Here is a 14180-nt window from a genome sequence, read left to right as displayed (position 1 = left end):
TTACTTTGGCACCTCTAGCTTGTATCCGACGCCCCAAACCGTGGCGATCATATTGGCTGCTTGCGGAGAAACACGGTTCAATTTTTCGCGGAGACGCTTGATATGCGTGTCCACCGTACGCAAATCGCCAAAGAATTCATAGTGCCACACATCTTTCAACAGTTCTTCACGCGTAAACACTTTATCCGGCGACAATGCCAGGTAGTGCAGCAGCTCATACTCTTTTGGGGTCAGGCTCACCTCTTGGCCACTTGCGATGACTTTGTGTGCATCGTGGTCAATGGTCAATTCCGGGAAAACAAGAACAGAATGACTGTTGAAAGTCTCTGTCTTCAAATACGCTGTTGCGGAAGAGCGACGAAGAATCGCTTTTACCCGGTACATGACCTCACGTGGGCTGAACGGTTTCACGACATAATCGTCTACCCCTGCCTCAAACCCGTGAACGCGGTTCGTTTCTTCCCCTTTTGCCGTCAGCATAATAATAGGGGTTGCCTTGAATTCACGAACACGCTGGCATACCTCGATCCCGTCCATACCTGGCAGCATCAAGTCGAGCAAAATGATATCATAGTCACTTCCTACAGCCATTTCGACTGCTTGCTCTCCATTATCTGCTTCATCAATCAGGAAGTTTTCTCTTTCCAAGTACATTTTCAGTAGTCTACGAATGCGCTCTTCATCGTCTACAACGAGAATACGTGCCATTTTCTCCATCTGAAACACCTCTTGCTTTCATATTATCGTATAACTGTTAGAAGATAGTCCAAAAAGCTGGTGGTAAAACCAGCTTTTCGAGGAATGTCTACACCCCAGCGTAAGAGTGCAGACCAGCAATGACCAGATTGACCACGACCAGTGTAATCAAAATAATGACAAAGCCGATGACGGACATCCATGCTGATTTTGCACCGATCCATCCTCTGGATAGACGCAAGTGCAGGTAGGCACTGTAGAAGAGCCAGACAACTAATGCCCATACTTCCTTCGGGTCCCACCCCCAGAATCGTCCCCATGCCTCTTCTGCCCAAATCATCGCAAAGATAAGGGCCCCGAGAGTAAACACCGGATATCCGATACTGATTGCTCGATAACTGATTTCGTCCAGAAGCTCAGGATCGACGCCTTCAACTGAAGGCTTGATAGCAGCCCCTAATCGTTTTCGGAAAATCAAACGCAAGCCGCCATACAAAATTGCCCCTGTCAGGACTGACCACAGCATCGTGTTCAATTTGCGTGCGGCGTCTTTTCCTTCCATCCAGGTAGGTGCCTCAAAGAGTGGTGACATTGGGCCTTCCTTGATGATGGTTGAATCAGCAGGCGCAACAATTGCAGGCAGAATGTACTCCACTTTTGGTTTTACCTTCTGACCCACAGCATTCATTTCTTCTTTCTTCATCTCAAATACCGTCTTTTGATCCATCCGCGCAAACGTAGAATCCATCAAAATGAATCCAACGAGCATCAGAACTACGGCCAGCACGATCTCCAGCCATTTCGTGCTTTTGGTGGAAATATGCTGCGGAACGGTACGGATCAAATACATGAGACCCGCTGCAAAACCAACCGCCAAAATACCTTCACCCAGTGCAGCGGTAGTCACGTGAATATGCAACCAGTAGCTCTGTAAAGACGGAATCAATGGGGTGATTTGCTTCGGGAACACGTACGAGTACGCGAGCATGATCACCCCAAGCGGAAGGACAAACGCACCAATCGAGGTCAGCTTGTAAATCCGGTAAATAATTAAGTAGGCCAAGATAATACAGTAATCCAAGAATGCCATAAACTCAAACATGTTACTCGTCGGGCTATGGCCGCCGGCAATCCAGCGAGCAGCCACATACCCTGTTTGCGCCACAAAACCGATAACGGCTAACCAATACGCAATCCGTCCATAGCGCCCTTCATGTTGTTTGGGATCACGCCCTGCCCAGTTTTTACCCGTCACGGCTACAGCGAAGAAGATAGACGAGATCACGTAGAGCAAAAACGCGATATCCAATAACCAGTCACTCAGTTGGATGAGCTGCACGTTGTTAGTACCCCCTTTGAAGCTTTAGGCCTTGGCCTTCGTTTTATCTTCTATCGTGACAGGGAGCTCCGCTTGTTTAACCAGCCCGTCTACTTCTCTACGAAGACCGAACCAGTTTTTATTCGTATGAGCCGCTACCATGATACTTCCCTCTTGCGTTTGTACCCAAACCCGGCGATGTTGCCAGAAAACACCGATTGCAACGCCCGCAAGGAAAATGAACGAACCGAAATAAATCAGTGGCAATGCTTTGTCCACCCGTACATTCAGCCCTGCAATATCGACCAAATCAGGCATTTTGATGTCGAGTCCGTAACGAGGATCATTTTTCTGCGTAAGAATGGTTCCTTCTAGATAAACCAATTTTTCATTATAATTGCCATTATCTCCAATGAGTTCCAATGCGACCATCGGATTTTTTGGCAAATTGGTTTTCGTCGCAGGCTTCCCGTCTTTCCCCATTATAAAATCGGGGAAGTAATCCAAAATCCGTACCGTGAACCCATCTGCAATGGTTTGTTCGGGCTGTGGATTGTACAGATCAATTTTAATAAGGCCGATCTCTTTTTTATTGTTTTTCAAATCGACCACTGTAAAATTGAGCGCTCCAAGCTGCATCTCTTGCACGCCGCTCTGATAAATATAGAGGCTGTCCTGCTCCATCGGATGATTCACGACGATCGGCCCCTTCTGCACTTCTACCAAATCCGGCTTTTTCCCTGGAACGTCAGCGCTTTTATTTTTATACAAAATAGCATCTGTCTGGTAGCTCTTCACGATGGCTCCGCCCTTAAGCTCCAGTTGCTCCGGCATTTCTTCTTCTGACCAATACTCTGTCGTGTAGTTCTCGTTTTTTATGTAATAAGGGGTATTCGGAATCGCCATTGTTTGTCCCTCACGCACCCAGACGTACTCGTCCAAGTAAAAGCCAGGCAGGCTTCGCATTAAGGTACCGACCAAAAACAAAATCAATCCAATGTGATTAATGTAAGGACCCCAACGGCTAAAACGGCCTTTTTCAGCCATAATCGCTCGTTCTGTGCGAAAAATGCGGTATCCTTTTTCTTTCAATGCCAGAGCAGAGGCGTCCAGTATCGCTTCCTGATTGGCTTCTGGAGCAAGCTCACCCTCTGCAAACAGCTTTTGCCCTTTCAAAAAGGACTTGTGCTGGTTCAATCTCGGCTTCTTTAACGCTTTATACAGCGGTACTACCCGGTCCAGACTACAGATAACCAAAGAGGTACCGAGCATAACCAGAAGCGTCACAAACCACCAGGACGAGTACATATTGTGAAATCCAAGGCCGTAAAAAATCGTTCCAATCGTTCCATATGTTTCTGTATAAAAGCGGGCAACATCTGCTTCTGTCGGTACGGGTACTGGTATGTACATTTGCTGCGGAAAGATGGTTCCGACTGCGGACGCCACCAAAATGACAATAATGATACCGATTGCAATTTTGACCGAAGAAAAAAAGTTCCAGACTCGATCGATTACCTTCGTGTTATTCGTTTGAGAACGTCTTGCCATTCCTTCATAACGCATGTCAGGAAACGATGTCTGCTCGTGGACTTCCACATTCAAAGGCTTCCCGCAAGACTCACAGAGCAGCGTCCCAACCGGGTTGGTATGACCGCATTCGCATTTTCGCTGATCCATCATTGCTCCTCACTTACGGCAAGATTTTTGTTATTTTCGACTCAATCATCGCTTCATCTAACTGCCCGATGAAAACTTCCTTCACTTCTCCGTCTGGATCGATGAAAAAGGTCGTCGGAATCGGACCGATTCGATACAGCTTTGTAATTTCCGATTGGCGATCGAGCAAAATAGGGAAGTCAATCCCAAACTGCTTTACAAATGGGTCTACGGCAACTGGCGATTCTCCGATATTGACGCCAAGTACAACCAATCCCTTGTCTTTGAATTTCGTGTATTGTTTTTGCAATGCTGGCATTTCTTTCTTACAGGGTTCACACCATGTGCCCCAGAAATTCAGGATAACGCCCTTTCCTTTCAAACTTTCCAGAGTCAGCTCTGGCCCATTCAATTGTTCCAAACTAAAATTCGGAGCATCGCTTCCTACTTTCACAGCACCGGGGTCCTTCACAAAGCTGGAATAAAGTGCAAAGACCAGCGCTACAAGCAAAACACCCAATACCGCGATCCTGACATATGTACGATTGCTTTTGTTCATGACGCCTACTCCCATCTACTGCTAATAAATTGCATCCTTTTTCCATTCTATTATAGCGTTCCTAGTTTTTCCGACAGCGCACAACTTATGAACAGATTTTGAACGAATCAATGTTTCGAACGCGGGCTGCGTTTCTTTTGAACCAATCCCCGCTTCAAGCTCTCCACTTCCTCATAAGTGAGCTTGCGAAATTCGCCCGGCTTTAGTCCATCTAATGTGAGGAACCCTAAACGGATTCGCTCCAATGTCAACACCGGATGACCGATCGCCTCACACATTCTGCGAACTTGGCGGTTTCGTCCTTCATGTATGGTCAGTTCTACCAATGCTCTCTGGCTACTAGCCTCTGCCTTTAACAATTTTGACTGACCGGGAGAAGTCATGCCGTCTTCCAAACGAATACCGGTTGCCAGCTTGCGCACTTTTTCCGGACTGGGGATTCCCTTTACCCATGCCCGATACACTTTATCAATTTCATAGCTTGGATGGGCCAGCCTGTTGGCGAGCTCCCCGTCGTTCGTCAAGAGCAACAAGCCGGAAGTATCGTAATCCAAGCGACCTACTGGATATACCCGTTCCTGAATTCCCTTCAACAGATCGATCACTACCCTTCTGCCTTGCGGGTCTGTGACGCTCGTAATGACACCCGTAGGCTTGTACAGCAAGAGATAGACATGTTGCTCCAGCTTAACCTGCTGTCCATTCACCACAATTTTGTCTTTGAGCGGATCGACTTTTATTCCCTGCTCTCGTACGACTTGGCCATTTACCTGCACCTTGCCTTGCGCAATCAATTCTTCACAATGGCGACGAGAGGCGACTCCAGCATGCGCCAATACTTTCTGTAAACGTTCCATCGTTGGTTCACCTCTACAACATCATACCCATTCTTACTAGTGTGGACAAGAAAAAGGGAAAAACTTCCCCATAACCATGAGGAAGTTTTCCATACCTACTCTATTTGAGCTCTTTTAAGCGAAAATGTAGGAGACAATGAGCAGTGAGAATATGACACCTGCCAGGTCAGACCACAAGCCTACCTTTAGTGCATACGCTGAATTACGAATGCCAACTGCGCCAAAATAAACGGTTAAGACGTACAGTGTCGTATCTGTACTCCCTTGCATAGTAGCGGCCAGTCTACCCAAAAAAGAATCGGGACCGTACTGCGCGATCAGATCTGTTGCAATCGCAAGTGAGCCTGTTCCCGTCAACGGACGGAGCAGCGCCAACGGGACCAGTTCCTCCGGAAAATGAAGCAGGTCAAGAAGCGGCTTAAGGGCGCGAAGCAGTAGATCCAATGCACCTGACTCCCGAAACATACTCACCGCGACCATCATGGCGATCAGATGCGGGAGTATGCGAATCGTAGTGGTTAAGCCGCCTTTTGCTCCATCTACGAACGTCTCGTAGACGGGGACTTGTTTCCGCCACCCATACAACAAGACAAAAGCAATCGTAACGGGAATGGCCCAAAGAGAGAGCAGGGATACCCATTGGTACATAAGGACTCCCCCTATCTGTGTCTTTGTATATGCCGATAACGATACATCCGATCAATCAACAGGGCGACAATGGTAGCAGCAAAGGAAGATAACAGCGTAGTACCGACGATTTCTACGGGGTTCACGGAGCCATACTGCATGCGGATCGCGATCATCGTCGTAGGAATAATCGTAATGCTTGCCGTATTAATCGCCAGCAGCGTACACATGGCAGGCGAAGCGTTTTGCTTATCTGGATTCAGCTTTTGGAGCTCTTCCATTGCTTTTAGCCCCATTGGAGTTGCTGCATTTCCAAGCCCGAGCAGGTTTGCGCTCATATTTGAGAGGATATAGCCCATGGCAGGATGCCCTTTTGGTACATCGGGAAAAAGGACTTGGATGATCGGAGACAATACCCGCGCCAATAGCTCAAGGAGTCCTGACTTTTCAGCAATCCGCATCATTCCCATCCAAAAGGCGAGAACACTGAGAAGTCCGAGACAAACCGTTACGCCAGTCTTGGCTCCCTCAAACGCTGCTGCGTTGATCGCTTCCATCCGCCCTGTCACGGCCGCAACGACAATGCTAATGACAATGAGCCCGAGCCAGATGACATTAAGCACTCCACAGCCCCCCTGACACTATTCCCCAAAACTGCTCCCACATTGAGCGTGAAGCTTGCGGAGCTGCTAACGTCGGCGTATCCACACGAACCAGCAACGGAACCTGCCCAATCCTCTTTTCCTTTAAATAAAGTTGAAGAAATCCTGCTAGTTGACCATTCATTTTTGATGTTACTGTTGCTTCTCCCATAACGACACGCTTGTGAATCGCCTCTATCTCTGCCGTTTGCAGTGGATACTGAAAAGCGTTTGTTGTGACAAGATGAGTTCCTGCTTCAAGTGTGACTGGCGTGTCAGGCTTTACCTCCTGCCCATTTTTGACCAGTTCTTGTAGCGGATAATTCGCAAAACCCCAGTCCATCAGCTTGGCGGAGTCGTTCCAGTCATCAGAAGCATTTAGAGTAATCGTCGCCAGCTGCCTTCCATTCCGTGTGGCAGAGGAAGCCAGGCAGCGCTTCGCGAGTTTTGTGTATCCCGTTTTCACACCATCAGCACCATTGTAGAGGTGAAGCATCTTGTTTTTGTTCAGTAGGCGCCGGTCCCACTGCTCACCTTCCCATGAAATATCCTTGACTTTCGTGGAGACGATTTGACGAAATACCGGATTATGTAAGGCGTAGGCGGACAGCTTTGCCATGTCTTCCGGAGTAGAGTAATGCTGGTTACTGTCATCTAAACCATGCGGATTGGTGAAATTCGTATGCTCCATTCCAATCATGGCCGCCTTTTCATTCATCAAGTAAGTGAATCCGGGGACTGACCCTCCGATGTGCGTTGCGATGGTGACGGCCGCGTCATTGCCAGATCGCAGCATCAAACCGTATAGCAGTTCTTCCAGCGTGAGCTTCTCCCCATTTTTCAAGTAGATCGATGACCCTTCCACCCCTACTGCTTGTGGTGGTACCGTTACCTGTGCATCCAATTTGCCCATCTCGATTGCAACGATTGCTGTCATCGTTTTGGTCAGACTCGCAATCCTCATTTTTTTCGTACCGTTTTTGGAATAAAGAATCCGTCCACTCTCGACATCGATTAGTGCTGCCCCTTCTGCTGACAAGCCAGGTGGAGCTGCAGCAGCCTTTACCACTGCTGCCGGCGTAAGAAGAGCCATCTGTATAAAAAGAAAAACGACGAGTACGCCGGACAGATATTTTCGTATGTTCATAAACGTCCTCCCCATTTGAAAACTTGGGCTCAACCTTGACTATAAGTCAAGAGAAAAGCCGTCGTTATACCACGATACACAGGTTTGTACCATAGTATATGGGGACGAGTCGTATGATAGTACGAAAAACTATCCGGGCTGTAACTAGTCGTTTGTCGCTTCTTCTGCTTTTCCGAATAGCGCTGATGCTTCTAGACGCGCTTCTTCAATATCAAGATTGACAGGCGGTTCTGGCAAATCCCCCAGTTCCCGTAGACCAAAATGCTCCAAAAATTCTTTAGTGGTCGCGTACAAAATGGGGCGTCCGATCCCCTCTGCTCTCCCCGCTTCGCGAATGAGTTGTTTGGATAAGAGGGTGTTCAGTGCTTTTTCGCATTTAACGCCACGGATTTCTTCAATCTCCGAACGGGTCAGTGGCTGCTTGTACGCAACAATGGCGAGAGTCTCCAATGCTGCTTGGGATAGCGTTGACTGACCTGGCGATGTTGCTAGCCGTTCAAAATAGGGTACATGCTCGGGTAGCGTGGTCAGCTGATACGCTTTTGCCACTTCCACGATTTGAATACCGCGTCCTGCCCGGCGGAAGTCAGCTTTCATGTCTTCAATCAAATCGATGACTTCTTCTTCCGACACCTCAGTGATTTCACTGATTTCTTTGGCATCGATTCCTTCATCACCCGAGATGAACAGCAAGCCCTCGATTACGCCTTTCAGCTTGTCATAGTCCATCGGTATGGGCTCCTTCCGTTCCGTTTTCACATATGATGATGTCTTGAAACAATTGATTTTGTACACACGTAATGTGCTTGGCCTTCATGAGCTCAAGCAAGGCAAGAAAGGTCGTCACAATCTCTGTACGCGTCGCCCCTTGCGTAAACAACTCAGAAAAACGAACCATCCCACCGCTGCGTACCGCTTGGCGTATCTCGGTCATCCGATCCTTGATGGAGATTTCGTCGCGCGACACCGTGGTCATCGGTTCTTTTTCTTTCGTTTTCTTTACCAGCTTTTCCAGCGCGTTGATCAAATCGTAGAGGGTCACATTCGTTACGGTATGATCCTCTTCACGCACATAAGGAGACAAATTCTCTGCGGGACGCGTAAAGACTTGATTACGACCGATTTCCATTTCTCTCAGGTTCTCGGCAAGCATCTTATAGCGCTTGTACTCCAACAGACGCGCAACCAGTTCTTCACGCGGGTCTATCTCGTCTACATCCATATCGAGGAACTGCTGAAAGACATGCTCCTCCTTTTTCGGTAACAGCATCTTGCTTTTAATAGAGAGGAGCGTAGCCGCCATGACTACGAACTCACTGGCCACATCCAGTTGGAGCTCTTGCATCTTGTCAATCGTCGCGAGGTATTGCTCCGTAATTTCCGCTACCGGTATGTCGTAGATGTCCACCTCAGCCTTGTCGATCAGATGGAGCAACAGATCGAGTGGTCCCTCAAAGGAATCAAGTTTGATGCTGTAAGCCAAAAGTCGTCCCTCGTTTCCGTTAGATGAACACGCTTAGGATACTATTTCCAATTCGTTGAACCAATTCTAGAGCAATCCCATGGGGAATACCAAAAACGATTGTGCTGACCCCCGGAATAAAGATGAGTAATAGGAGAATCCACGGCCCGTATACTTCATAATTGTAAAACTTTCCATCCCAACTCCGCGGCGACAAAAATCGCAGTATTTTGTAACCGTCCAATGGCGGAATCGGCAAAAGATTGAAGATGAAAAGAGCTGTATTGATCAAAACAGAAAAACGTAGTGTCCAATCAATTGCGTGAGCCACTTTTTCTTGCATGCCTACCAGCACTCCGGAATTCACTACTACGAAATACACCAGGTAAAACAAAACCGCGAGTATCAGGTTAATGAGTGGACCTGCAAAAGAAACGTAAACAATCCCTAATCGCTTGTTCCCACGGAAATTCAGAGGGTTGATCGGCACTGGTCTCGCCCAACCAAATGGACCAAACAGTATGAGAATCAAACCGAACGGATCAATATGCGGGATTGGATTTAATGTTAAGCGGCCCTCCGATTTCGCCGTATTGTCACCCAGCTTCCAAGCAATAAAGGCATGCGCCCATTCATGCAAAGTGAAAGCGATAACGAACGCAATTAAGCGAAACGGTACCGTTTTCCAATCAAAGTGAAAAAGATCCATTGCTTCCTCCAATCATGCGCGTTCAAAAAGTCATCTTTTTGAACAACCCCAGATAAAAATCGTCTATCTTCTAGCATACCAGCAGATAGTTAGGCTTACAACCCCATTCAAAACTGCCCTAACATGCATCCTGACGAAAAAACACCGACAAGGTTTCCCTCATCGGTGTTCATTTCGCGAAACTTTTATTCGCCTACTTTAACTGTACCCATTTTATCGCCTTGTTTGATTGCATCAATGTGTTCCAAACCGGAAGTGACGCGACCAAATACGGTATGTACGCCATCGAGATGAGGGAAAGAATCGTAGCAGATGAAGAATTGGCTTCCGCCTGTGTCTTTTCCTGCGTGTGCCATGGACAGGTAACCGCGCAGATGCTTATGTGGGTTTCCTTTTGTTTCACATTTGATGGTGTAGCCAGGACCGCCTGTACCTGTTCCGTAAGGGCATCCGCCTTGTGCTACGAAGCCAGGGATAACGCGGTGGAAGGACAGACCGTTGTAGAAGCCTTCGTTAGCCAATTTCTCAAAGTTTGCAACTGTGCCCGGAGCTTCTTGATCGAACAGCTCCAGCTCGATTTGGTTACCATTTTCCATGGTGATGAGCGCCTTTTTCATATGTTGACCTCCATACCTTGTAAAGTTAACGTACCCATTCTACCATGGAGAACGATTGACGTCCAATTTATCCCTCGATGCGGATCTGCTCTTCACCAGGCAACTCACAGTCGGTAATAAATACAGTCCCTGTCCTTGCTTTTGCCAGCATTTTCACGTACGCTGCCTTCTCTGCAATTTGTTCTGCACTGGTGTACTTCCCTACGTAAAGGACGACACCTGCCATCGACATCGAGAGCTCCTGACCGTCCCCCATTCTGCGCTTTTCATAAATGTCGGAAAAGTATGGCGTAAAAGCATCCATGATAAACAAAGCAACATCATTGGCACATTGCGCTGTCGTAATCAAGATAAAATCATCTCCGCCAATATGACCGATGAAGTCAGACCCACTTCCGTACCATTTCGAGGCTTCCCGCAACAAGTTCGCGGTTCGAACAATGATCTGATCTCCCACTTCAAACCCATAGCGGTCGTTAAACCATTTGAAACGGTCGAGATCACAGTAGATGACCACCTGATGATCATTCCGTTTTAGCCGTTGGTTCAATTCTCTTTCAATCTGTACGTTCCCCGGCAATCCTGTTAGCGGATTGGCTGAGCTCGCCATCTCGAGTTTGATGGAAGCCATTTTGTCCAACAGCTTTTGCACGGTAACGATACCGATGTACTCACCATTTTCATCAATAATAATGACCACATCATACAAATGATAAGCATCCCTGGCCATTGCCCGCTTCGCTACCTCATCCAACTTGTCGTCTTTGGTAGCCTTAAGCGGATTGGAATTCATGATTTGAGAAACGGGCCTTTCATAATACAGTGCAATTCCGTATTGACCACCCAGAATTTTATACAGAGAAAACCGCATCACAAGCCCAACCGGTATGCCGTTCTCCAGCACAACCACGCTTTCAATTCGCTGATTTTGTTCAAAAATCTCATGGATGCGTCTTACCTTCACATGCTTTTCAACACTGATTGTCTTCGTCAAAATTTCCGTCATAGCCGGAGTGGGCAGTATTGTTGCTGCTTCCTGCTCAATCCGCTTTTCCATCGAAAACCGCAGAAAGTTCATTGCCTTTCCACATAGCTGCGCCATCCCTTTATCCGGCTTGCCTAAATAGTAACCCTGTCCGTAGATGACACCGACGTCCATGAGCGTTTCCAGCTCACGTTCTGTCTCGATCCCTTCTGCTATGATTTTGCAGTTCACCTTATCAGCAAAGGATACAAACGTTTCCAACAGCGCCTGCTTAATCGGATCGACATCGATATTGCGGATCAAGGACATGTCGAGCTTAATGAAGTCTGGGTAGATTTCTGTAATTGATTCCAAGCTGGAGTACCCTGCTCCCGCATCATCTACGGCAATCATATAGCCCTGCTTGCGGTACTCCTCGATGATTTTTCGAAAGACGGTGTAATTCGTAATCGCGTGGCGCTCTGTAATTTCAAACACAATGTTTTGTGGTGTCAGCTCATACTCTGCTAAAAGCATCTGCACTTTGCCACGCAACAAAAACGGATCGTCAATCGCACGTGGGTCCAAATTGATGAACAGTTTTTCATGAGGCTTCAGGTAGCGGGTATGCTCCAATGCCCGTTTACGACATATATGCTCCAAACGAAACACAGTATCTGTCTCTTGTGCATAATTGAACAAGGCAGCAGGAGTTGCAAAGAGACTGTTGACTGGTCCTCGCGCCAGTGCTTCCCATCCTAAAGCTTCGCCATTTGGCAAATGAATGATCGGCATGAAGTGCATCTGAACGTTTTCTTCTGCAAGCAGCTTGTGAAATTGTCTAATGTGCGCATATTTTTCGGAGGTAATCCCATACTTGGCCATATGTACGGCATGTTTGACAGAGGTATACATCTCTTTCACGATATCTTCTCCGATGATTTCCGAATAGCCGATATGGACACGAAGCTCCTCGCGATTGACGAAGCTCACTTGTCGATTTAACTGCCGTTCAGCCAGCTCCTGAAAATGAATCGATAGCATTTGACAGTCTTCCTCACTCATCATTTTCGAAAAGGAAGTGTAAATGGCAAAATCGTCTCCCCACAGCTTTTGAATTGCGATGATTCTCCCTTTGATTTCAAATGCTTGGCGAGCTACAGCTGGCAAAATGCTTTCGAATATATGAAGAACTCTCTTGGCACTCGTATCTCCGTAGCGATTCTCTACCTCTGTCAGCTTGACGATATCTATATAAAACATGACGACTTTCTTCTCTCTCTCCACTTCTTGCCGAATCATCGCCTTCATCCATTGGCGTTTGTCCAATGAAATATAGGGTATTCGTCGAAACCGCTTCATAAGAGTCGACAACATGATGAATCGCTCCCCCTCACCCTTCCATTATGCCGAGAAAACATTAAGCAATCATGAATGAGAGATGAAGGAAATACAAAACCTTCCCAAACAATCAGGAAGGTTTGTGCATTTTTTATGAAATTTAACGCAGAAGCTGTGCGCGTTTTGGCAAAACATCATGACCGACTACTTCTGCGTACGTTTCGCGTCTTACGACTACTTCTGCTTCTCCGTCCTTTACAAATATAACTGCCGGACGAGCGATTCGGTTGTAGTTATTCGCCATCGAATAACCGTATGCACCTGTACTTGGGACGGCGAGAATATCGCCTGCTTGCGCTTCTGGCAGCTTCACATCCCAGATGAGCATATCACCTGACTCACAGCACTTCCCTGCAATGGATACAACTTCAGTGGCAGGTGCATTCATTTTGTTCGCAATCGCTGCTTCGTATTCTGCATCGTACAAAGCTGGTCGCAGATTGTCTGTCATCCCACCATCGACCGCAATATATTTCCGGACATTGGGAATGTTCTTATGTGACCCAATTCGGTACAAGGTTGTCCCTGCATCGCCTATAATACTGCGACCTGGCTCGATCCAAATCTCAGGTAGAGGAATCGCAAGCGCCGTGAGTTCCTCGCGAACGATATCTGTAATGGCTTTGATATACGTTTCCGCTGGCTGCGGTGTATCGCCTTCTACATACCGAATACCGAAGCCGCCTCCTACATTCAGTACTTCTGGGAGGAATCCCAGCTTTTCTTTTGCTTCGCCCAACAGCTCTGTCAACCGTTTGACAGCGACGAGGAAGCCTTCTGTTTCAAATATTTGTGAACCAATATGACTATGAACTCCCAATAAATGGAGATGATTGCTTTCGTGAGAGAATTGAATCGCTTCAAGAGCCTGGCCGTTTTGCACGTCAAAGCCAAACTTGGAGTCAATCTGCCCTGTAGAAATGTACTCATGGGTATGAGCTTCTACACCCGGCGTGACACGCAAGAGAATGGCGACTTTTTCGTGTCGCTCTTCGGCCAATTGTGCCAACATGTGCAGCTCATAAAAGTTGTCCACAACGAAACAGCCAATTTTGGCATCAAGCGCCATGATTAACTCATCATATGATTTGTTGTTGCCGTGAAAATGGATACGCTCTACGGGGAATCCAGCTTGCAGGGCCGTATACAATTCGCCGCCAGATACTACATCGAGTGACAAACCTTCCTCTTCAACCAGCTTGCACATCGCCATCGTGCAAAATGCTTTGCTCGCGTAAGCAACCTGGAACGAAAAACCCGTATTGTGAAACGCATTGACAAATTCCCGGCATTTGGTGCGAATTTGTTGTTCGTCATACACATATAAAGGTGTTCCGTAAGTAGCAGCTAGCTGTGTCGAATCACAGCCTCCGATTTCCAAGTTTCCTTGTTCATTCACTCGACTTGTCCCGTGTAAGTACATGTTCCGTTTCCTCCCCAATTCGTTCGCACCGATGATGTATATAGACAACTTTTTATAAAGAAAGGCAACCAACAAGGAGCGTCAGTTGCCATACAGAAAC

At 47.2% G+C, this 14180-nt stretch carries 14 protein-coding genes; all 14 read right to left on the bottom strand.

What is annotated here, in order from left to right; genetic code table 11:
• The 14 genes from ODZ53_RS14330 to lysA all read right to left on the bottom strand — a co-directional run bounded on the left by ODZ53_RS14330 (position 1) and on the right by lysA (position 14080).
• Complete coding sequence (locus tag ODZ53_RS14330) at positions 1–717, bottom strand: response regulator transcription factor (RefSeq protein WP_012686105.1); 717 nt, start codon at positions 715–717, stop codon at positions 1–3.
• Between the two features lie 88 nt (positions 718–805).
• A complete protein-coding gene (gene ccsB, locus ODZ53_RS14325; protein ID WP_012686104.1) occupies positions 806–2035 on the bottom strand; it encodes a c-type cytochrome biogenesis protein CcsB in 1230 nt (409 codons plus the stop codon).
• 24 nt (positions 2036–2059) lie between these two features.
• Positions 2060–3694 carry a cytochrome c biogenesis protein ResB gene (gene resB / locus ODZ53_RS14320; RefSeq protein ID WP_372677966.1) on the bottom strand — a complete coding sequence of 545 codons (1635 nt, stop codon included), beginning with the start codon at positions 3692–3694 and terminating at the stop codon, positions 2060–2062.
• 13 nt (positions 3695–3707) lie between these two features.
• The gene (gene resA / locus ODZ53_RS14315) at positions 3708–4232 is read right to left on the bottom strand and encodes a thiol-disulfide oxidoreductase ResA (protein WP_012686102.1); all 525 of its coding nucleotides are present in this window, start codon (positions 4230–4232) and stop codon (positions 3708–3710) included.
• A gap of 107 nt (positions 4233–4339) precedes the next feature.
• On the bottom strand, positions 4340–5089 hold the full coding sequence (locus ODZ53_RS14310; protein ID WP_372677823.1) for a pseudouridine synthase: 750 nt from the start codon (positions 5087–5089) through the stop codon (positions 4340–4342).
• 114 nt (positions 5090–5203) lie between these two features.
• The gene (locus ODZ53_RS14305) at positions 5204–5737 is read right to left on the bottom strand and encodes a spore maturation protein (RefSeq protein WP_007724050.1); all 534 of its coding nucleotides are present in this window, start codon (positions 5735–5737) and stop codon (positions 5204–5206) included.
• 11 nt (positions 5738–5748) lie between these two features.
• Positions 5749–6339: a nucleoside recognition domain-containing protein gene (locus tag ODZ53_RS14300; RefSeq protein WP_372677821.1), complete on the bottom strand. Its 591-nt coding sequence runs from the start codon at positions 6337–6339 to the stop codon at positions 5749–5751.
• Complete coding sequence (locus ODZ53_RS14295) at positions 6332–7504, bottom strand: D-alanyl-D-alanine carboxypeptidase family protein (protein ID WP_372677819.1); 1173 nt, start codon at positions 7502–7504, stop codon at positions 6332–6334. The genes ODZ53_RS14300 and ODZ53_RS14295 overlap by 8 nt, the downstream gene beginning before the upstream one ends.
• Positions 7505–7648: 144 nt before the next feature.
• Positions 7649–8233, bottom strand: a complete 585-nt coding sequence (scpB, locus tag ODZ53_RS14290) for an SMC-Scp complex subunit ScpB (RefSeq protein ID WP_016739982.1) — start codon at positions 8231–8233, stop codon at positions 7649–7651.
• The gene (locus tag ODZ53_RS14285) at positions 8223–8987 is read right to left on the bottom strand and encodes a segregation/condensation protein A (protein ID WP_012686097.1); all 765 of its coding nucleotides are present in this window, start codon (positions 8985–8987) and stop codon (positions 8223–8225) included. The genes scpB and ODZ53_RS14285 overlap by 11 nt, the downstream gene beginning before the upstream one ends.
• A 19-nt stretch (positions 8988–9006) precedes the next feature.
• The gene (locus ODZ53_RS14280; protein ID WP_372677817.1) at positions 9007–9675 is read right to left on the bottom strand and encodes a site-2 protease family protein; all 669 of its coding nucleotides are present in this window, start codon (positions 9673–9675) and stop codon (positions 9007–9009) included.
• 185 nt (positions 9676–9860) lie between these two features.
• On the bottom strand, positions 9861–10292 hold the full coding sequence (locus ODZ53_RS14275; protein WP_372677815.1) for a peptidylprolyl isomerase: 432 nt from the start codon (positions 10290–10292) through the stop codon (positions 9861–9863).
• Positions 10293–10359: 67 nt separating this feature from the next.
• A complete protein-coding gene (locus tag ODZ53_RS14270) occupies positions 10360–12633 on the bottom strand; it encodes a GGDEF domain-containing protein (RefSeq protein WP_372677813.1) in 2274 nt (757 codons plus the stop codon).
• Between the two features lie 124 nt (positions 12634–12757).
• A complete protein-coding gene (lysA, locus tag ODZ53_RS14265; RefSeq protein ID WP_372677811.1) occupies positions 12758–14080 on the bottom strand; it encodes a diaminopimelate decarboxylase in 1323 nt (440 codons plus the stop codon).
• Positions 14081–14180 lie beyond the last annotated feature (100 nt).

Origin of the sequence: Brevibacillus sp. BD137 (assembly GCF_041644655.1) — a bacterium.
In the GTDB taxonomy this organism is placed as follows: domain Bacteria; phylum Bacillota; class Bacilli; order Brevibacillales; family Brevibacillaceae; genus Brevibacillus; species Brevibacillus brevis_D.
This window is presented reverse-complemented; position numbering and strand designations above follow the sequence as displayed.

Bases quoted from the DNA above. Each gene is read 5' to 3' on its own strand.
- ODZ53_RS14330 (WP_012686105.1), bottom strand. From the start codon at position 717: ATGGAGAAAATGGCACGTATTCTCGTTGTAGACGATGAAGAGCGCATT.
- resB (WP_372677966.1), bottom strand. From the start codon at position 3,694: ATGGATCAGCGAAAATGCGAATGCGGTCATACCAACCCGGTTGGGACG.
- resA (WP_012686102.1), bottom strand. From the start codon at position 4,232: ATGAACAAAAGCAATCGTACATATGTCAGGATCGCGGTATTGGGTGTT.
- ODZ53_RS14310 (WP_372677823.1), bottom strand. From the start codon at position 5,089: ATGGAACGTTTACAGAAAGTATTGGCGCATGCTGGAGTCGCCTCTCGT.
- ODZ53_RS14305 (WP_007724050.1), bottom strand. From the start codon at position 5,737: ATGTACCAATGGGTATCCCTGCTCTCTCTTTGGGCCATTCCCGTTACG.
- ODZ53_RS14295 (WP_372677819.1), bottom strand. From the start codon at position 7,504: ATGAACATACGAAAATATCTGTCCGGCGTACTCGTCGTTTTTCTTTTT.
- scpB (WP_016739982.1), bottom strand. From the start codon at position 8,233: ATGGACTATGACAAGCTGAAAGGCGTAATCGAGGGCTTGCTGTTCATC.
- ODZ53_RS14280 (WP_372677817.1), bottom strand. From the start codon at position 9,675: ATGGATCTTTTTCACTTTGATTGGAAAACGGTACCGTTTCGCTTAATT.
- ODZ53_RS14275 (WP_372677815.1), bottom strand. From the start codon at position 10,292: ATGAAAAAGGCGCTCATCACCATGGAAAATGGTAACCAAATCGAGCTG.
- ODZ53_RS14270 (WP_372677813.1), bottom strand. From the start codon at position 12,633: ATGTTGTCGACTCTTATGAAGCGGTTTCGACGAATACCCTATATTTCA.
- lysA (WP_372677811.1), bottom strand. From the start codon at position 14,080: ATGTACTTACACGGGACAAGTCGAGTGAATGAACAAGGAAACTTGGAA.